This window comes from Citrobacter freundii complex sp. 2025EL-00176 (assembly GCF_053309355.1).
Map to the genome: position 1 here is coordinate 105,055 of NZ_JBRYHT010000011.1, position 21,059 is coordinate 126,113.

Here is a 21,059-nt window from a genome sequence, read left to right on the forward strand (position 1 = left end):
GGGCGTCGTGGCGCCCGGAGCTTTATGTATTAACCACCCGTGATGAGATGGTTGTTCTGTAGCAGTTCATTCAGCGTGGTGTTGACATTCTCCAGGGTGATGAGGTTGGTGGATTGATAAGTTCCACCCGTGCCATCGCGGTCGATGGCGATCACGGTGTTGGATCCGTTGGAGGTGACCTGCACGTAGTTCCCAAGCGTTGAGGCCTGATGGTTCCATCCGCTCAGCAATTCGTGGATATCGATCTTGTCGCCCTGAGCCAGAGAGAAGTTGGACCAGCTGTCGCTGTTGTTACCTCCGGTTGCGTTGTTGGTATTAAGCAGGTGATAGATAAGCGTATCGCCGTAGACCGATCCGGTGATCACATCATGCTGTGAGGAGCTTGCCAGCTGCGGATTCATATTGATGGTCAGCGTGGCGGTGTCCGTATGTCCATTTTGGTCATTAAGCGTATAGGTGAAGGTCTCTTTGGTGGTCATTGATGCCACGGTCGTACCCGGCTTCAGCGTGTAGGTGTATGAGCCATCCAGATTCATGGTCAGTGAACCATAATGGCCCTGAACGGTGGCGCTACTGGTACTGCTGGTCGGATTGAGCGTGGCGGTACTGCCGTTATAGCCATTGACGGTAAGCAGGGTATGGACGGTTGACAACTGATCGTGGGCGCCTGCCGCATCACTACCATCAAAAATATTGCCATTTACCGTGGCGGTGTTGACGTCAAAGGTATTAAGGTGCCAGGTGGTGCCGGTGACGTTCGGCGTAATGCTGACGTTGCCCACGGCCAGCCCTCCCATCGTTCCTGTGAAGCTGACGCTGTAATGACCTGCGGTCAGTTCGGCATTCCCCAGCGAGACCGCGATTGAACTGCCTAACAGACTGATGGCGCTGGCAGGAACCGAACCTGAAAGTGTGTATCCGCCAGGGCCGGTTATCGTCCAGCTCACACCGAGCGTACCGACGGTGATTAGCGTGTTGATATCGAAGTTAAGCGTGGCGTTTTTCAGGACGTCATTTGTCGCGATGTCAAACGAACCTGTGGCGGTTGCCTTGCTCCCCAGCGTCGGAATTGTCGCTGTTCCCAGCGCGCCGCTGCCATATGCAGCAGAATCCTGAACGGTATTTACCGTCATGATGCTGCTGACGTCATCGACGGCATTCAGCGCCTGTGGGGTTGGCGTGATATTCAGTGAGGCGGTATCCGTATCACCGTTCTGCGCGCGAACGGTATAGACGAAGCTGTCCGGGGACTTGATGCTGTCTGCACCAACACCGTTTTTCAGGGTGTAGGTGTAATTCCCTTTTGCATCAATGGATAACGTACCGTAGAGACCGTTTATGGTGATGCTTCCCGTTGCCGGGACAGCCACGCCGTTGACTTCAGTGATCACCGCATCCGGCGGCGCAATATCGTTAGTTAGTACATTGCCAGTGGTATTGGCGGTAGTGCTATCTACGACATAGGTATGATCCTGCGAGATATTAAGCGTGTAGCCGGTGAGGGCGCTGATCCCGCTGGCGGTATTCAGTACAAACAGGTATTCACCGCCTGGCAGCGTTACCGTCAAAGGCTGGGAATTGCCATTCAGCAGCAGGGTGTTGATCCAACCTTTTTGCACCCGATATTGTTCAAACTGCTGGATCGCATCATTGAAGCGGTAGATATAAAGATCGAACGTTGAGGCCAGCGTTACGCCGCCAACGGCCCCTTGAATGGTCATCGTACGGGTTGAGCCATCCTCTACATCAAAGATAATCGGATTGCTCATGTCATCGAGCAGATTAGCGTTAAGCACGGTGCCAACTCCGACGCTCAATACCGTCAGGCCGCTTTGTACTGATGGCCCATTGTTGACATAGCTGACGCTGGTATCAAAGACCATGGCAGCATTGTTGTCGGCCGCAATAACGGTGGTGGCCGCTGGGGCTGGCCCCAGGTTGATCACCAGATGTGCCGAGCTGCTGTTGCTGCCTTGCGTAATGGTGTAGGTGAAGCTCTCTTTCTGACCATATACCGCGGCGCTGGTGTTAGTTAATGTGTAGGTATAGCTGCCGTCCTGGTTGATGTGCAGGGTGCCGTACTGACCTGTGATATCGACCCCACCCGCGCCAACGACGGTTGTTTTCCCGCTGGCATCAGTGACTGATGTTAGTGTTGTCCCGGTTGGCGTAACGTCGTCGGCCATCACGTTGCCAGTATTGACGGTCGGCCCGCTGACAACGCCTGCGCTGGTCTGATGTACGTCTACGTCCAGGCTGGTATATGAACCTGTCGCCAGCAGGCTGGTGTTATACGTCAGTACGCGATACTGCCCGCCGGTCAGGCCGGTCAGATTCAGGGTGACGCCGCTACCAGTTAACGTCAGTAGGTTAGCTAAGTCGCCATTTGCAGTGTTGATGAAAGTGCTCCAGGTGCCGAGAGTGGCATCAAAGCGCTGCACCACAATCTCCTGGGTACTGAGCAATGACAGAACAATGCCTGTCGCTGCCGCATCGATCGTAACATTGCCAGAACCACCGGCGGCAATGGTGAACTGTACCTGTGCGGTATCATTACCCAGAACGGAGGCGACGTTCCCCAAAGCACCTACCAACAGCAGACCGTAGTCAGAGTAGCTTTGTGAGCTGGTGGTTGCGGTGGTCGTCAACGCGAGACTGGTGACGTTATCGTTAGCCGAGAGCGGGAGGATTGGGGCGGTAATGGAGAGCGACCCCGACGTATTGCCTGCCGCATCAGTTGCGGTTATGCCCAGCTTCTGCCCTTCAATTTGTTTGGTCGGCAAGGTCAATGACCAGACGCCGTTGCTTCCGGCCGTCGTGGTGTAGGTACCCGCGCCAGGGATTGTCACCGTCACCGTGCTGTTTGCTTCCGCCTGACCTGTTAGCGAACCGCCATCCGCACTCAGTATGCCGGTTGGCGTATTGGGAGCCAGTGTGTCGACCACCACCGTGGCGGGACCTGATGCGGCGCCGGTGCCATTAGCGTTGGTTGCCGTTGCGGTAAAGGCGTGCGAGCCCTCGGTCAAATTGCTGCCAGGCGTGAAGGACCAGACGCCGCTGGCGTTCGCCGTTGTGGAGCCAAGTAGCGCCCCGTTGTTGTAAATATTGATGACGGCATTGGCCTGTGCCGTTCCGTTTAGCGTAGGTAAGGCATCGTTGGTTACCTGACCATTGGCGATAATCCCGGTATAAATGCCGAAATCATCTACAACACTGACGATAGTTGGGGCATCGGGTACGCGGGTATCCGGGGCAGTGAACCCGGCAGAAACACCGGTATTACCCGCTTTATCCTGAGCAAATGCCAGCAGCGCCTGGCCGCTGGTTTGTGCCGGGGAAAGCGTCACCACAAAGCTGCCAGCACCATCCGCAGTGGCGGTTCCCAGTACGGTTCCTGTACTGGATGTAATGGTCACGGTGCTCCCTGCTTCAGCTGTACCGGTGACACGGTTGCCGGTTGCATTGATAGTAAGGCCTGTCGGCGCGCCGGGCGCGAGGGTATCCACCACAATCGACGAACCAGGGGAGGTGAGGCTCACGTTACCCGCTGTATCACTGGCATTAACCGTATAAGCATGCGTGCCCTGGCCCAATGCCGAGGTGGGAGTCCAGGTCCAGTTTCCGCTGGCGTTCGCCGTTACGGAGGCCACCAGCGCGCCGTTGTCAAAGATATTGACCGTGCTGTTGGCTTCCGCCGTGCCGTTGAGCGTGGGGAGAGTATCATTGGTGGACTGACCATTACCCACTGCACCAGTGATGTTAGGCACATCATCAATAATGCTGACAATAACTGGCACGCCTGGCGCGGTGGTATCAACGACTATCACAAAACTGTTGGTCGCCGGGCTGTTATTACCCGCCGCATCGGTGGCTGTGACGGTTAGCGTGTGCGAGCCTTCGCTGAGCGGGGTTCCCGGCGTGAAGCTCCAGACGCCACCTACGCCAGCCGTGGTTGTTCCCAACAAGGTGTTGCCGTCATAAATACTTACCGTACTCCCCACCTCAGCGGTCCCGTTCAGCGTCGGTCGGCTGTCATTACTGATCTGACCGTTATTCAGGTTGCCGAATACGCCGCCAGCAACATCATCCACGACGGTAGTCAGGATTGGCGTAGCTGGGGCCGATGTGTCGACTGTCAGCGTAAAACCGCCGCTTGGCTGGCTGGCGTTGCCTGCGGCATCCGTAGCAACAGCGGTAATGGTATGTGTACCGCTTCCCAGCGTGGAGGTGGTGACGCTCCAGGTACCGTTGGCTAACACTGTGGTGGTTCCCAGTACTGTATTATTCTCATACAGGGTGATTGTGGCTCCGGCCTCCGCTGTTCCGCTAAACGTCGGCGTTGGGTCGTTGGTGCTTTGTCCGTTAGTAATCGCCCCGGTGCCAGGGGGCATATCATCGGTCACCAGGGTAATAACCGGTAGCAATGGCGCGGTGGTATCCACCACGAACGTGAAGCTGTCCGATGCCGGACTCGCATTACCCGCCGCATCAATGGCCGTTACGGTGATGACATGGTTTCCCGTGGTCATTGCAGGCGCTGTTGGTTGCGTAGGCGTATAGCTCCAGTTACCGCTGCTGTTAGCGGTTATCTCCGTTAACAAAGAGCCGTTGTCAAAGATGCGGATTATGGCGTTGGGTTCGCTGGTACCGCTGAATGTCGGGCGGGCATCATCAGTAATTTGTCCATTGCTGAGATTGCCGGTGAGTGGGCCTTGATCGTCAAAGACGGTGGTTATGACAGGTGCAACGGGGGCGGTGGTATCAATAGTGAATGAGCGAACATCCGATGCCGGCCCGGTATTTCCCGCGGTATCTGTTGCCTTCGCGGTCAGATTCCATGTGCCCGCAGCAAGCGCATTTGTTGGTGTAAAGCTCCAGTTGCCGCTGGCCTGGACGAGGGCGGTGCCCACGAGAGAAGCGCCATTATAAATAGAGATCGTCGAGCCTGCTTCACCGGTTCCGGTAATTGTCGGCCTTGTCTCGTTGGTGCTTCCACCATTCGGTACGACGCCTATAACGGGAGCCGTATTATCCGCAATGCTGGTAATGACTGGTGCAACAGGTGGAGTGGCGTCAACAGTCAGCGCAAATCCACCGGACAAGGCGCTGGTGTTGCCGGCTGGGTCAGTCGCGCTGAGGGTAAAGGTATGGTTACCATTAGTGAGTGGCGTTTCAGGCGTGAAGCTCCACGCCCCGGTTCCATCAACAATGGCTGTGCCAATCGGTGTTGTTCCGCCATCCAGCCAGATATTAATTGTAGCCCCGATTTCTCCGCGACCGTTGAGCGTCGGGGTCGCGTCGTTGGTGAGCTGACCACTGACCAGATTGCCGGTTAAACCGGGCTGATCGTCTACCACGGAAGTGAGCGTTGGTACGGCAGGTGGCGTCACATCCACGACGATATTCCACCCAGAGGAGGCTGCGCTGGTGTTACCTGCCGGGTCGGTGGCGCTGACGGTCAGAGTATGGCTGCCTTCCGTTAGCGCGCTGTCAACCGTCCAGGACCAGGTACCTCCTGAACCTACTACGGTCGTACCAAGGAGTACGCCGTTATCAAAGATATTAATTGTCGCACCGGTTTCGCCCGTACCGTTCAGAACGGGCTGGCGATCGTCGGTTACCTGGCCTGGCAAAACGGAAACGTTCGGTAGGTTGTTATCGTCAATCACCGATGTAATTGCCGGGACGTTGGGCGCTTGTGCGTCAATGGTCAGGGTGAAATCGCCCGAAATAGCCCCAGTATTACCCGCACTATCCGTTGCGCGGGCGGTGAACACATGCTGGCTGTTACTGAGATTACTTCCCGGCGTGAAGTTCCAGCTACCGTTTTGAGCTACGGTGGTAGTGCCGATCGCATTGCCATTATCAAAGATGGTGATAGTGGCACCTGCTTCACCGGTACCGTTGAGCGTCGGGCGCGCATCGTTTGTTAGCGCGGCGTTAGCCAGTGAGCCGGTGTAGCCGGGAACGTCATCCGTCGCATTGACAATCACCGGCTGGAGCGGTGCGGTTAAATCTACCGTTATTGCAACGGGGGCGGACAGACCGCCCGTGCCGTTACCGTTGGTGGCCTGAACGGTAAAACTGTAACTCCCTTCGCCCGGTAAGGTGGGAACCGCAAATGTCCAATTGCCGCTGGTATCAACGATGGCCAGGCCGGCGCTGGTGCCGTTAATAAAGACTTCGACCGTCGACCCTACTTCCGTTGTGCCACTAAGCGTGGGGGTGGTGTCGTCTGTTCTACCGCCAGCAGTGAGAATATTTCCCTGCACGCTACCGACATCGTCGTCAATCGCGGTAATGAACGGCACATCAGGCAGGCCGCTGTCAGAGGCGGTAAAGGTCGCGTTGGGGCTTTCGTTGCCTGCGCGATCAATTGCTTTCGCCGTGAGTTCACCGCCGTTGGTCTGGGCCGGGCTTAAGGTGACGGCGAATTCGCCGGTATTATTTGCGGTTGCGGTACCGATTAGCGTGCCGGAGGCATTGCGAATTTCAACCGTGGCGAAGGGATCCGCCAGACCAGCCACCCGGGTGCCATCCTCTGAGATCACCTGAATGACAGGGGCTGGCGGCGGTGTAATATCTACGGTGATATTAATGGCCGGCGTTTGAAGCGTTGTGTTTCCGGCTCCGTCATCTGCAGTGAAGGTCAGCGCGTGAGGATCTTCTGAAAGTGCAGGCGTGGTGAAGGTCCATTTTCCATCAATGACGTTTGCGGTCCCTATAACTGTACCGTTGTCATAAATCGTTATTGTGCTGCCCGTCTCGCCGGTGCCGTTGATGGTTAACGTCTGGTCGTTAGTGAAGGATCCATCAGTCAGCGTTCCGGTGACCGGTGCAAAATCATCAAGGATTTCCGTGACCACTGGATCCTGCAGAGGAATGGTATCAACGGTAAAGGTAAAGCTGTTCGATGTTCCGCTGGGATTACCGGCGGCGTCTTTTGCGCTGGCGGTCAGGGTATAGGTACCATCGAGCAGGGCGCTGGTAATGGGGAATTCCCAGTTGCCAGAACTGTCGACGGTGGCCACGCCCAGAACGGTAGCGCCATTGAATACAGTAATAATGCTGCCGGCTTCACCCCTACCATGAATAGCCGGCGTATTGTCATCGGTGGTTGCGCCGCTGTTAAAGTTGGCATTGGGAGTGTTGTCATTCTCCGTCGCAAATTCAATAGTGGGAGTGGTTGGGGCCGTTGTGTCAATGGTGAGGGTGACGGGATCCGACGGATCGCTGGTATTGCCGGCAATGTCGGTTTCGGTTGTGGTGATGACGTAAGTGGTGTCTGGGTCTAATGGGCTCGGGGTAAAGGTCCAGCTCCCGTTATCACCTACCGTTGTCTGACCAATTTCACTGTCGTTATTGTAGATAGTGATAGTGCTACCCGGCTCTCCCTTACCGCTGAAGGTGGGCGTGGTGTCATTGGTTGTGCCACCACTGGTAACGTTTCCGACCACAGGTATAACGTTATCGGAGATTAGCGGTACGTCAGGTTTCGCAGGTGGAATGGTATCAATTGTGATGGAGTAGACGCCGGATACCGGGCTGACGTTGCCTGCCGCATCGGTAGCCGTCGCGGTAATGACGTTTAACCCTTCAGATAAATTGGCGGTTGGCTGGTAGGTCCATTTCCCTTGCGCATTAACCAGAACCGTATCCACCTCAGTGCCATTATTATAGAGCGTGATCGTCGCGCCTGGCTCGCCGGTACCGCTCAGAAGCGGGGTTTCCTGATTCGTTGTGCTGCCATTAGCCAGGACGATATTTTCGCTACCCACAACAATGGTTGCTGACAGGATTTGTGGTGCATTTGGCGCATTTGTATCGACCTGTAGCATGACGCTGGTGGATTTCGGGCCTTCATTACCCGCCGGATCGCTGGCGGTAGCCGTCAGAACATGTTTACCGTCACCCAGTACCACTGGCGGCGTGAATTGCCAGTTTCCATCCGTGCCAACCTTTGTTTCGCCAATCGGCTTGCCATTGTCATAAATGGTGATGGTGTCACCAGCGGTGCCACTACCGGTTAACTGTGGCTGAGAAGAGTTGGTCGGTTGACTGGTATCGATAGGATTTTTATCAGGATCAAGGATCGCAGAAAATCCCGGGGCGAGAGGTGCCGTGCTGTCAATCGTAATGGTGAACCCTGCGGAGGGAGGTGTCGTGTTACCATTGTTGTCGCTGGCCGTCACCGTGAATTCATACTTATTATCGGGCAACGTTTGCGGCGGGGTGTAACTCCATGTCCCGCTAGCATCGACGGTAATATCTGCAATCAGTTGCCCGTCACGCATCAGATGAACCATGGAGCCGGGTTCGCCGGTTCCGTTGATGGTGGGCGTGTTATCGTTGGTCAGACCGTTATTGGCGATGGAACCGACAATGCCCGGTTTGTCATCCGTTACATGGGTAATGGCAGGCATTTGCGGTGATTGCGTATCAACAATCAGTTCAAACGCGGTCGCTGGGCTGGCGTTGCCTTTGGCATCTGTAGCGACTGCCGTAAGCTGGTGTTTCCCTTCACCAAGGTCGGTCTGAGGGGTGAAGCTCCAGCTACCGTCAGGCTGCATTACGGCTACACCTAGAGATGCCCCGTTATCAAATATCTCTACCGTTGAGCCAGCCTCCGCTGTGCCGCTCAGCGTCGGACGGTTGTCGTTGGTTGTTTGTCCACTGGTGAGTGGCCCGGTATCGTCTGCGACATCATCAAATACCTGCAAAATAATGGGCTTATCGGGGGCGGTAATATCCGGCGCGACTGCGGTTTGCTCCGGGCTTTCATTTTTAGCGCTGTCAGTGGCGGTGACGCTGACGGTTTCGCCATTCGTCTGCGCAGGTGAAAGCGGTACGGTAAAGTTGCCATCGCTTCCTGTTTTTCCAGTACCGATGGTGCTGCCGTCCGGTGCAGTAATGGTTATTGTACTGCCTGGCTCAGCCGTCCCCGTTACGCTGGTACCATCCTGGCTAACCGTTACGTCTTGCGGCGCGAGCGGAGCGGTAGTATCCCCTGCTAGCACGGTAGACGGTAGACTCTCATTTTGTGCAGCGTCTTTGGCTGTGGCCGTTAACGCTTCGCCATTGGTTTGTGGTGAATTCAGTGGGGCGATGAATTGCCCGCTGCCGTTGGCGATACCGGTACCCAGTACGTTACCCGCGACGTCTTTGATGATAACCGTAGAACCGGGTTCCGCCTGACCACTAACGGATTCACCGTCGGCAGCGACAGTTAGTCCGGAAGGGGAGGCTGGCGGCGAAATATCCGGTACTTTCAGGCTTTCTACCGGACCCGTATTTGAGGCTTTATCCGTGACCGAAATGGTCAACGTTTCACCATTGGTTTTGGCGGGATTAATGCCTATTGAGAATGAGCCGTCGTTCCCTGCCTTACCGCTTCCCAAAACATTTCCCTGACTGTCTTTAATCACCACAGTGCTACCGGCTTCGGTGGAGCCTGTCAGCGTGGTTCCCCGATTAATTACTTCCAAATCTTCCAGCACCGGAGGTTGGGTGTCGATATCAACCGCAAAGCTGATGGACTGTCCGCTGGTGCCGAAGTTATTTGTCGCCGTTGCCGTAAAGAGGTGATCGCCATCAGGAAGTGGCTGAGAGGGCGTAAAACTCCACTTACCATCGCTGTCAGCAACCACCGGCGGGATTGTTGGCATTGGCACGCCATTGTCATTAATTGTGATAACACTTCCTGGTTCAGCAGTGCCGCTGATGGTCGGGCGATTGTCATCTGTAGCATCGCCGTTTTTCAGAGCACCGGTCACGCTCCCTATGTCATCTGACACGGTGATGATGATCGGTTGAGAAGGAAATTGAGAGTTTGATGCAGTAAATTGGCCTGCCGGTCCGTTATTACCCACCTCGTCCCGGATACGTGTTTCCAGCGTTTCGCCATGCGTTTTCGCTGGATTCAGCGTAATACTGAATAAGCCATCCTGGCCTACCACAGCTGAACCGAGGAGATTAGTATCGGCATCATAGATGGAGACGGTACTGCCGATTTCCGCATGGCCTGTTACGGTGGTGCCATCCACGGAGACTGAGTCAACCACCGCAGCCGATGGGGGCGTCGTATCAACAATAATCGTTGGGGTTGTCGTTATTCCGCTGACGTTTCCTGCTTTATCCGTCTGTTGAATCGTGAACGTATGTGCGCCATCGCTTAAGGCTGTTGTCGGGGTAAAGCTCCACTGGCCGCTGGCATCAACGACAGTAGTCCCCAGAATGATGTTCCCTTCACGGATGGTGATGGTATTTCCTGCTTCGCCTTTACCGGAGAGGGTTGGTTTTGCCTCATCAGTGTGCGCGTTATTGATGAGTAGACCAGTAATGGAGCCTGTTTTATCCGTTAGGGCTTCAAGTACAGGGGCGTCCGGGGTTTGAGTATCGATGTTGAGCGTGAATTGGCTAGATTCTCCGCTGCTGCCTTTGAGGTTGGTAGCAATGGCTGTAAAGCTGTGTTCGCCATCTGCCAGCGGTGTGGCAACAGCAAAGCTCCATTTTCCATTCGCATCCACCACGGTGGTGCCCGTCTGTTTACCATCAACGAAAATATGGATAGTTGAGCCGGGTGTGCCGGTTCCCTGTAGCGTTGGGGTATTGTCATTGGTAAATTGCTTGTTAGCGACAGTCCCGGTTTCCGGAGCATGATCGTCTATAGCAGCAGAAAATGCCGGTGTTGCAGGCAGAGGAATATCGGGCGCGTTAACGCTCGCGGCGGGGCTGGTATTACCTGCCGCATCGGTTGCGGTAACGGTCAGGTGTTCTCCGCTGAGTTTAGGGGGATTAAGATCGATCGCAAATTTGCCGTCACTGTCTGCTTTACCCTGACCAACAATGTTACCCTGCGCATCTTTAATGATGACTGTACTGCCCGGTTCTGCCTGCCCGGACAACGACTTGCCATCAGGGGAGACCACCAGTGCAGTTGGGGATGTTGGTGGAGTGGTATCTCCGCTATTATTACCGCCTGGATCGGTGCCACCACCTGGATTTGTTCCAACGCCTGGATCCGTACTACCACCGGGATTACCATTTCCTGAGCCATTGTCGTTATTGTGATGTCCGCCACCGCCGCCAGAAGAAGAGGCTATAGCGGCAATCCCGCCTGCGGCAACGACCCCGCCGAGAACCCAGGGCCAGACTGCGCCACCATCATGACTGCCTTCGGCCGTCATCAGCGGCGTGAGATCGTCCAGGTGCTGAAAATGGAAAGCGCCATCCGTATCCTGAACCCACCACAGTGCGCCATTGCTGTCTTCCAGAACCAGTTGGTTTTGCGCATCACCTTTTCCGACGTAAAAATTTTTAATGGTGATGGTTTCACCTGAACGGAGTGTGACAACCAGATCCTGATTAATGCGAGTCAACTGGCTGACCTCCTCACGTGAAACGGACAGTTTCACAATTGAAGGTGAGTTGAGCGTAACTTCAGAGGCTTCAACATTGGTAGAAACACCAGTCAACTTCGATACAACGGCGAGTAGACGCATATGTTCACTCCTGATGGCAGGTCGGGAGTATTAATCCGCAACGGCGTGCCGGGAAAATGAGCAGACAGGTGCCTCGTTCATCATAATGATGAACTTGCACATGTAATTTCATGGATAAGATTTACAGGAATCAGTTTCTGAACAATTAAGTCGTAGTCTGAGCACCAAAAATAGTTCTTTCGTATTAGATGATATAGTCAGAAAGAAACCTTTCTGCAATGTCCAGATATTAAAAACATATGATGATATGTTTTATCGAAATGAGTTAAACGTTTCGATAAATAGGCTTTATTTATAACTTGCTGTAATTGTTGTTTTTATTATTTATTGTTAATAATAAACAACAGTAATAATAATGCTATTTTAAAGAGTGAAAAATATAGCGCAGGAGTACTTGAAGTTTTATTCTATTAGACTACTGCTTGCCTGCGGATTGGGGTTTGTATTTTTAGCTGAACGATTCAGCAATCGGAACTATAATTATGATGAATGTATTGTGTGACTTTCAATAACTAAAAAATAAAGGCCAGTCATCATGGTGATAGACTGGCCACAGAGAAAAGAAGGTTATCGCCCGGCATTTTTCATAATACGTGCTTTATCCACCTGCCATTCGCGTTCTTTCACATCGGAGCGCTTGTCGTGTTGTTTCTTACCTTTTGCGACGCCGATTTTCACTTTACACCAGGCATTCTTCCAGTACAGCGAAAGTGCGACCACGGTATAACCATCCCGATTCATGCGACCATACAAAGAGTCGAGTTCACGTTGGTTTAACAGTAGTTTACGGGTACGGGTGGGATCGCATACCACGTGTGTTGAGGCAACGGCCATCGGTGTGAAGTTGGCGCCAAACAGGAACGCTTCGCCGTCTTTGAGTATAACGTAGCTATCACCGATGTTAGCTTTACCTGCGCGCAAGGATTTGACTTCCCAGCCCTGCAGAGCGAGTCCTGCTTCGAACTCTTCTTCGATAAAGTATTCGTGTCGTGCGCGTTTGTTAAGCGCGATTGTGGCTGAGCCAGGTTTGTGTGCTTTTTTCTTCGTCATAATGCCGCTCAGTATAGGTAATCTGGAATCGAAAAACACCCCATTTCATCCAGCGGGGCGCAAGGCGCTATCTTAGCACGAGTTGGGCTATAGCGTTTTTTTTAGCGAGTGATAAATGGTATTATTTGTGTGATTGATATTGATGGAAATTGTTATGCCTCAGATTAGCCGGACCGCTTTAGTACCTTACAGTGCGGAGCAGATGTATCAGTTAGTGAATGATGTTAAATCCTATCCCCAGTTTTTACCGGGGTGCACCGGTAGCCGCGTACTGGAGTCGACTCCGGGACAAATGACGGCCGCTGTGGATGTCTCTAAAGCAGGGATTAGCAAAACGTTCACCACGCGTAACCAACTGACCAGTAACCAGAGCATCCTGATGCATCTGGTCGATGGGCCGTTTAAAAAACTGATTGGCGGCTGGAAGTTTACGCCGTTGAGCCAGGACGCGTGTCGCATTGAGTTTCATCTCGATTTTGAGTTCACCAATAAACTCATCGAGCTGGCGTTTGGCCGCATCTTTAAAGAGCTGGCTTCGAATATGGTGCAGGCTTTCACCATTCGCGCGAAAGAGGTTTACAGTGTCAGCGTCGGCTAAAATTGTCGTTGAAGTGGCATATGCGCTGCCCGAAAAACAGTACTTACAGCGCGTAACGCTGCAGCAGGGCGCAACGGTGGAAGAGGCTATCCGCGCTTCCGGGCTGCTGGAATTACGTACCGATATCGATCTCAGCAAAAATAAAGTGGGCATCTACAGCCGTCCGGTGAAGCTTGCTGATGTTCTGCATGACGGCGATCGGGTGGAAATTTATCGGCCGCTGATTGCTGATCCCAAAGAGCTGCGCAGGCAGCGAGCAGAGAAATCCGCTAAAAAATAACAGACAATAAAAAAGGTGCTCATTGAGCACCTTTTTTGATCTCTCAAACCTACTTCTTGTCTGTCAGGGCAGGTTTGTTATCAATGTTGGTCAATACGCCGCTGCTGTTAAAGGTCAGCGTCAGCGTTTGCTGAGTTACGCCTTCATGTCCAGGCTGCTGACGGAACACATAGAACCAGGTGTTAGTGCCAAAAGGATCGGACATCATCGGGGTACCCAGAGCATAAGCAACCTGCTGTTGCGTCATGCCTGTACGCACTTTGGCGACATCGGTCGGTGTCAGATAATTTCCCTGGTTGATGTCAGGGCGGTAAACCACTCGCTCCAGAGTGGAACAGCCTGCAGTCAACATCAGTAGTACTGCTGCAGCAGCAGTCAGCGTTTTACAGCGCATAGTGATTTGATTCCTTTTCGGGCCCGAGCAGTACGCGGCTCATATGTAATATGCCGATGATAATAGACCTTTCACCACTTTAAAACCTTTTGCTGTCGGGTCGGTCGGCGATTTTATGTTGAACTCAGACCTTCACAAGGGAAAAAAGTTTATGCCGCCAGCAGTTCTTTTGCGTTTGCGAGGGTATTGCGCGTGACTTCGCTTCCGCCAAGTAAGCGGGCTAACTCCTGCAGACGCGCGCGTTTATCAAGCGGCTGCATGTGTGTTTCCGTCATTGCGCCGTCTGTTTCTTTGCTGACATAGAAATGTTGATGACCACAACCAGCAACCTGCGGTAGGTGAGTCACGCACATAACCTGGGTTGATTCCCCCAACTGGCGCAGCATTTTGCCCACGACCGCTGCCGTCGGGCCGCTGATGCCGACATCAACCTCATCGAAAATCAGCGCCGGGGTTTCCATTTTACGTGCGGTTATCACCTGAATCGCCAGAGCGATGCGTGACAGCTCGCCGCCGGAAGCGACTTTTGCAATCGGCTGTAACGGCTGACCCGGGTTAGTGGTAACTTTAAACTCCACGCGATCGGCACCGTCTGCGCTCAGATGGTGTTCTTCAAATTTCACATCAATGCAAAAGAGACCATGCGGCATCGAAAGGGTATGCATACTTTCGGTAATGAGTTGTCCCAGTTCCTCGGCGTAATGCTGGCGCTGTTGGTGCAATCTTTTTGCCGTTTCCAGCGCCTGCTGGTGGTGATTGTTCACCGCCAGGGTTAAGGTTTCGAGCGAGTCGGCCTGATCGTCAAGTTGCTGTTGTTCATCCAACAAAGACTGATAGAACTGTGGCAGCGCTTCCGGGGAGACTTGATGCTTACGCGCCAACGAGATTTGCTTTGAAATACGCTGCTCAAGTTCGAACAAACGGTTAGGGTCTAAGTCCAGACGATCGCAATAGTGGCGCAGTTCATCGCTGGCTTCACTAAGCTGGATGGTTGCCTCTTCCAGCATATCGAGGATACCGGAAAGTTTGCCGTCCATACCTGCCAGTTCGGTGACCAGGTGCCTGGCGGTGTACAGCTGGCTCTGCAGATTGATGTCTTCGCCATCCGCGAGGATAGCCAGCGCCTGTTGGCTGGTGGTGAGCAATTGCCCGCTGTTAGCCAGACGCTTGTACTCTTCATCAATTTGCTCAAACTCGCCCGGCTGCGGGTTGAATTCGTTCAGTTCTTTTAGCTGATATTGCAACAGTTCCGCCCGCGCTGCGCGCTCCTGGCTTTGTTGCTGATGATGAGCCAGATCGCGGCAGCTTTGGTGCCATAGCTGATAGCGCGCGGCCATTTCCTGGTTCAGGGACGCTTCATTGGCGTAACCATCAAGCAGGGATTTTTGGTGTTCAGATTTTGTCAGGAGCTGGTGCGCGTGCTGGCCGTGGATTTGAATCAGCAACTGGCCCAGCTCACGAAGCTGTGACAGCGGAACGGCGGTACCGTTAATAAAGCCACGGGAACGGCCATCGCTGCTGATAACGCGACGCAGCAAGCACTCACGACCTTCTTCAAGCTGGTTCTCTTCCAGCCAGCGCAGGGCTGCTGGAGTGTCTTTTAAGGCGAAACGGGCACAGAGGTCGGCTCGTGTAGCGCCTGTGCGCACCATGTCGGCCTCTGCGCGCCCGCCCAGGCACAAACCGAGAGCATCGATGGCAATGGACTTACCCGCACCTGTCTCACCGGTAATGACGGTCATGCCGTTCTGGAAATCGATCTCAAGTTCACGAACGATAGCAAAATTGCTGATGGTCAGTTGTGCCAACATAGCTGTTTTCCTGTATGAAAAACCATAACTGTGATTACATACAGTATAAACTGGTTTTTTATACAGTAAAGAGGTTGGCGTTAAATTAGAATAATTTTTTTGACCAGCCCAGTTTGGTACTTAATGTGTTGAAATAGCTGTAATCTTTAGGATGTATCAGGTTCAGATGATAATCACAGCGGCGGATCAATACGTCTTCCCCTTCCTGTATCGGCAGGGCGATTTGGCTGTCGCAGCTGATCTCCAGATCGCTACGGCGATGAGAAAAGCGCAGGCGAATTGTGCTGCTACTGTTTATTACCAGCGGACGCGCAGAAAGCGTATGCGGGAACATCGGCACCAGCGTAATGGCATCCAGGGAAGGCGTCAGGATTGGGCCTCCGGCAGAGAGCGAGTAGGCGGTAGAGCCGGTAGGCGTAGAGATAATTAGCCCGTCGGAACGCTGAGAGAAGGCAAAGATTTCATCGATATACACTTCGAACTCAATCATATGTGCTACTTTGCCTGGATGCAGCACCACTTCGTTGATCGCGGTACTGATGCGCTTTTGGCAATCCTGTTGGCATACCTGGGCTTCGAGCAAAAAGCGTTTTTCGCTGATGTAGTGGCCTTCCAGTACGTCGGCTAACTGTTGGTGGGCATTGTCTGGATCAAGGTCGGTCAGGAAACCGAGGTTACCGCGGTTAATTCCGATAACCTTGATGTCATAACGTGCCAGAGTGCGCGCAGCGCCCAGCATATTGCCGTCGCCGCCGACGACTACGGCGAGGTCTGCCTGCTGGCCAATCTCCGCGAGCGTACCGGTTTTCACATTTTTCAGCTGTAGCTCGTGAGCGATTTGTTGCTCCACGATAACCTCATAACCTTTGGTGCACAGCCAGCGGTAGAGCATTTCATGTGTTGTCAGTGCGGTGGGGTGACGAGGATGCCCCACAATGCCAATACACTTGAAATGATTGTTCATTTTCTCGAGGTCCTTGTAACGAAGATTAGTGACAATGTGAGTACTTCCCTTGAAACCCTGAATCTTATCCCCATAATAATCCAGGTTAGCGAGATGAATGCGAAAAAAACGCGGAGAAATTCATGAGTAGTAAAGAACAGAAAACGCCTGAGGGGCAAGCCCCGGAAGAAATTATCATGGATCAGCACGAAGAAGTTGAGGCGGTTGAACCAGACGCTTCTGCTGAGCAGGTGGATCCGCGCGATGAAAAAATTGCGAATCTGGAAGCTCAGCTTGCTGAGGCCGAAACTCGCGAGCGCGACAGCGTGTTGCGTATCAAAGCGGAAATGGAAAACCTGCGTCGTCGTACCGAACTGGACGTAGAAAAAGCGCATAAATTTGCGCTGGAAAAATTCGTCAACGAGCTGCTGCCGGTGCTGGACAGTCTGGATCGTGCGCTGGAAGTGGCGGACAAAGACAATGACGCGATGGCACCGATGATTGAAGGTATTGAGCTGACGCGTAAGTCAATGCTGGATGTTGTGGCGAAGTTTGGCGTTCAGGTGGTTGCGGATATCGATGTGCCGATGGACCCGAACGTGCATCAGGCCATTGCAATGGTAGAGTCTGACGACGTTGCTGCCGGTAATGTGCTGATGGTCATGCAGAAAGGCTATACCCTGAACGGACGTACTATCCGTGCGGCGATGGTCTCCGTGGCGAAAGCCAAAGGCTAATCAGCCTCGGACCGGGTAATGCTGATGCGCTACCCGGTCCGGACTATGCTCACTGGTCCGATACGCTCTCGCGCAGCGGTGTAACCGGCAACACCTGTACCTGTTTAATCATATTATCCTGCACGTCGAGAATATCGATATCGTACTGCCCAATACGCACTCGCGTACCGGCAACCGGGATCTCTTCCAGCGCTTCAAGAATAATACCGTTCACGGTACGTGCGTCATCCTCCGGCAGGTGCCAGTTAAACGCCTTATTGATTTCACGAACGTTGGCGCTACCGTCAATGATCACCGAGCCATCATTTTGCGGCGTCACCTCTTCGGCAAGCGTCGGTGACATTGAAGTGGTGAAATCGCCGACAATCTCTTCCAGAATATCTTCGACCGTGACCAGCCCCTGAATATCGCCATATTCATTGACCACCAGACCCACTTTCTTCTTATTGCGCTGAAATTTAATGAGCTGGGTGCTGAGAGGCGTGCCTTCCGGTACGTAATAAATTTCGTCGGCCGCGCGTAACATGGTCTCTTTGGTGAACTCTTTTTTCTCCGCCATCAATCGCCAGGCTTCGCGGACGCGCAGCATACTGATAGCGTCGTCGAGTGAGTCGCGGTACAGCACAATGCGGCCGTGAGGGGAGTGCGAAAGCTGGCGCACGATTGATTTCCAGTCGTCGTTAATATCAATGCCGATGATTTCACTGCGCGGCACCATGATGTCATCGACGCTGACTTTTTCCAGATCCAGCACGGACAGCAGCATATCCTGATTACGACGCGAGATTTGGGATCGCGATTCATTCACCAGCGTTCGCAGTTCATCTTTACTTAGCGAACCGCTCACGACGATATCCGTTTTGATGCCCATCATGCGCATCAGCAGGCGGGTGATGGTATTAAGCAACCACACCAGCGGCATCATGATGATTTGCAGGGGGGCCAGCAAAAAACTGCTCGGGTAGGCGACTTTTTCCGGATACAGCGCGGCAATGGTCTTTGGCAGTACTTCGGCAAAAACCAGCACCACAAACGTTAGCACCCCGGTGGCGATGGCGACGCCGGCATCGCCATACAGGCGCATACCGACAATAGTGCCAAGCGCGGAGGCCAGAATATTCACCAGGTTATTCCCGATCAGTACCAGGCTTATCAGGCGATCCGGCTTGCGAAGTAACTTTTCAACGCGTTTTGCCTGACGATTACCCTGCTTGGCCCGATGCCGCAGACGATAGCGATTCAGGGTCATCATTCCGGTTTCAGAGCCGGAAAAATAGGCGGAAATGACCACCATGATGAGAAGCGTGACAATGAGCGTGGTGGTGGAGATGTGTTCCACGTAGGGTTCCTTAAAGATTTAACTCACGAACTGCTGCAGTATACGGCTGCCGAAATAGGCCAGCGTCAGAATGACTGCGCCTGCGACGTTAAACCATACGACGCGACGTCCGCGCCAGCCTTCATGGTAATGCCCCCACAACAGAACGATATAGACAAACCATGCCACGATAGAAAGAACGGCTTTATCAATATTCTCAGTACTGAACAGGTTATGCATGTAAAACAGGCCAGTACACAGAGTGAGCGTCAGCAGAACCACGCCGATCTGGGTGATATGAAACATTTTCCGCTCAATGCTCATCAGGGGCGGCATTTCATTGCTGAACGCCAGTTTTTTGTTTTTCAGCTGATAGTCGATCCACGCCAGTTGTAACGCATACAGCGCGGCAATAATCAGCGTGGCGTAAGCAAACAGCGATAACCCGATGTGAATCATCATGCCCGGTGTCGCTTCGAGATGGGTGATGAACTCGTTAGGCATAAACGTCGCGAACGCGAGGTTGATCAACGCAAAGGCGTAGACAATAGGCAGTAATAGCCAGCCACGGTTGCGGGAAGCGACGATAGTCATTACCGTGCAGATCATCAGGCTAACCAGCGAGCCGACGTTCAACAGGCTCAGGTTTTGTCCGCTTTCACCGCCGGGCAGGATACGCGCTTCCAGGGCAATAGCATGGCTTACCAGCGCGACGACCGCAGAAAGAATAGCCATACGCCGCCAGCCGCTGTTTTTTTGCAGCAGGGCGGGAATAATCAGCGCGAGGCTGACTGAGTAGGCGACAAGGGCGAGCAGAGCAAAAACGGGCATATTAGGTGTCGACAGTTGGCCAGTGATAAAGAAAAGCAGTATAGCGTTACGTGACCGCTGCTCCAACCGTTGCATAACAACAAAGGCGGCTTCATGTTATACTGCGACAAATTTCTGTTGATGTGTCGCTGTCGCGACCGACCGTTTCCACCCCAGGCGAGAGACAATGTTTGATAATTTAACCGATCGTTTGTCGCGCACGCTGCGCAATATCAGTGGCCGTGGACGCCTTACTGAAGACAACGTTAAAGAGACGCTGCGCGAAGTGCGCATGGCGCTGCTGGAGGCTGACGTAGCGCTGCCGGTAGTGCGTGAGTTTATCAATCGCGTAAAAGAGAAAGCGGTTGGTCATGAAGTTAACAAAAGCCTGACGCCGGGTCAGGAGTTCGTCAAGATTGTCCGTAACGAGCTGGTTGCGGCAATGGGCGAAGAAAACCAGACCCTGAATCTGGCTGCTCAGCCGCCTGCCGTCGTACTGATGGCGGGCTTGCAGGGTGCGGGTAAAACCACCAGCGTTGGTAAGCTGGGGAAATTCCTGCGCGAGAAGCACAAGAAGAAAGTGCTGGTGGTCTCCGCGGACGTTTATCGCCCGGCGGCGATTAAACAGCTGGAAACGCTGGCCGAGCAGGTCGGTGTAGACTTCTTCCCGTCGGATGTCGGTCAAAAACCGGTCGATATCGTCAACGCCGCGCTGAAAGAAGCCAAACTCAAATTCTACGACGTGCTGCTGGTGGATACCGCCGGTCGTCTGCACGTTGACGAAGCGATGATGGACGAAATCAAACAGGTCCACGCTTCTATCAAGCCGGTAGAAACGCTGTTTGTCGTCGATGCGATGACTGGTCAGGATGCTGCGAATACCGCAAAAGCCTTTAACGAAGCGCTGCCGTTAACCGGTGTGGTGCTGACCAAAGTTGATGGTGATGCGCGTGGCGGTGCGGCGCTCTCTATTCGTCATATCACCGGCAAGCCGATTAAATTCCTCGGTGTCGGCGAGAAAACCGAAGCGCTGGAGCCGTTCCACCCAGACCGTATTGCTTCACGTATTCTCGGCATGGGCGACGTGCTGTCGCTGATCGAGGATATCGAAAGCAAAGTTGACCGCGCGCAGGCAGAAAAATTAGCCAGCAAGCTGAAAAAAGGCGACGGCTTCGATCTCAACGATTTCCTTGAGCAGCTCAAGCAGATGAAAAACATGGGCGGTATGGCAAGCCTGATGGGCAAACTGCCGGGCATGGGTCAGATCCCTGACAATGTGAAATCGCAGATGGATGATAAAGTGCTGGTGCGTATGGAAGCCATCATCAACTCGATGACGATGAAAGAGCGCGCTAAGCCGGAAATCATCAAAGGTTCCCGTAAACGCCGTATCGCTACCGGTTGCGGCATGCAGGTACAGGACGTTAACCGCCTTCTGAAACAGTTCGACGACATGCAGCGCATGATGAAGAAAATGAAGAAAGGCGGGATGGCGAAGATGATGCGGAGTATGAAGGGGATGATGCCGCCAGGCTTCCCGGGTAGATAAATATATCGGGCTACCTTATTTGCCATTTTGACGCCGGAGTGTGCTCGAAATGCTCACGTACTGCGTGT

11 protein-coding genes are annotated in these 21,059 nt (G+C 53.3%); 4 read left to right on the forward strand and 7 right to left on the reverse strand.

Going from position 1 to position 21,059, the window contains the following annotated elements:
- Positions 1-29 precede the first annotated feature (29 nt).
- Positions 30-11,501: a BapA/Bap/LapF family large adhesin gene (locus ACVXHP_RS19025; RefSeq protein ID WP_447572030.1), complete on the reverse strand. Its 11,472-nt coding sequence runs from the start codon at positions 11,499-11,501 to the stop codon at positions 30-32.
- Positions 11,502-12,068: 567 nt separating this feature from the next.
- Complete coding sequence (gene smpB / locus ACVXHP_RS19030; protein ID WP_043017973.1) at positions 12,069-12,551, reverse strand: SsrA-binding protein SmpB; 483 nt, start codon at positions 12,549-12,551, stop codon at positions 12,069-12,071.
- 154 nt (positions 12,552-12,705) lie between these two features.
- On the opposite strand from smpB, the gene ratA reads away from it, so the two are divergent.
- Entirely contained in the window at positions 12,706-13,149 is a 444-nt protein-coding gene (gene ratA / locus ACVXHP_RS19035) for a type II toxin-antitoxin system toxin RatA (protein WP_447572031.1), read from the forward strand.
- Entirely contained in the window at positions 13,133-13,429 is a 297-nt protein-coding gene (locus ACVXHP_RS19040; RefSeq protein WP_003839823.1) for an RnfH family protein, read from the forward strand. The genes ratA and ACVXHP_RS19040 overlap by 17 nt, the downstream gene beginning before the upstream one ends.
- Positions 13,430-13,478: 49 nt before the next feature.
- Here ACVXHP_RS19040 and bamE read toward each other — a convergent pair whose 3' ends face one another.
- The 3 genes from bamE to nadK form a co-directional block, all read right to left on the reverse strand.
- Positions 13,479-13,823: an outer membrane protein assembly factor BamE gene (bamE, locus tag ACVXHP_RS19045; protein ID WP_200009169.1), complete on the reverse strand. Its 345-nt coding sequence runs from the start codon at positions 13,821-13,823 to the stop codon at positions 13,479-13,481.
- Positions 13,824-13,972: 149 nt separating this feature from the next.
- Complete coding sequence (gene recN / locus ACVXHP_RS19050; RefSeq protein WP_316130338.1) at positions 13,973-15,634, reverse strand: DNA repair protein RecN; 1,662 nt, start codon at positions 15,632-15,634, stop codon at positions 13,973-13,975.
- A gap of 85 nt (positions 15,635-15,719) precedes the next feature.
- Complete coding sequence (gene nadK / locus ACVXHP_RS19055) at positions 15,720-16,598, reverse strand: NAD(+) kinase (RefSeq protein WP_038642764.1); 879 nt, start codon at positions 16,596-16,598, stop codon at positions 15,720-15,722.
- Between the two features lie 122 nt (positions 16,599-16,720).
- Here nadK and grpE point away from each other — a divergent pair, with 122 nt between their 5' ends.
- Positions 16,721-17,314, forward strand: coding sequence for a nucleotide exchange factor GrpE (grpE, locus tag ACVXHP_RS19060; RefSeq protein WP_038642760.1), 594 nt, complete (start codon positions 16,721-16,723; stop codon positions 17,312-17,314).
- Positions 17,315-17,363: 49 nt separating this feature from the next.
- Here the strand turns inward: grpE and ACVXHP_RS19065 are convergent, their stop codons facing one another.
- Together ACVXHP_RS19065 and ACVXHP_RS19070 are read right to left on the reverse strand one after the other, a co-directional pair.
- Complete coding sequence (locus ACVXHP_RS19065; RefSeq protein WP_038642758.1) at positions 17,364-18,653, reverse strand: HlyC/CorC family transporter; 1,290 nt, start codon at positions 18,651-18,653, stop codon at positions 17,364-17,366.
- An 18-nt stretch (positions 18,654-18,671) separates the two neighbouring features.
- The gene (locus ACVXHP_RS19070; RefSeq protein WP_042313291.1) at positions 18,672-19,463 is read right to left on the reverse strand and encodes a cytochrome C assembly family protein; all 792 of its coding nucleotides are present in this window, start codon (positions 19,461-19,463) and stop codon (positions 18,672-18,674) included.
- Between the two features lie 166 nt (positions 19,464-19,629).
- On the opposite strand from ACVXHP_RS19070, the gene ffh reads away from it, so the two are divergent.
- Entirely contained in the window at positions 19,630-20,991 is a 1,362-nt protein-coding gene (ffh, locus tag ACVXHP_RS19075) for a signal recognition particle protein (protein ID WP_006687321.1), read from the forward strand.
- Positions 20,992-21,059: the final 68 nt, after the last annotated feature.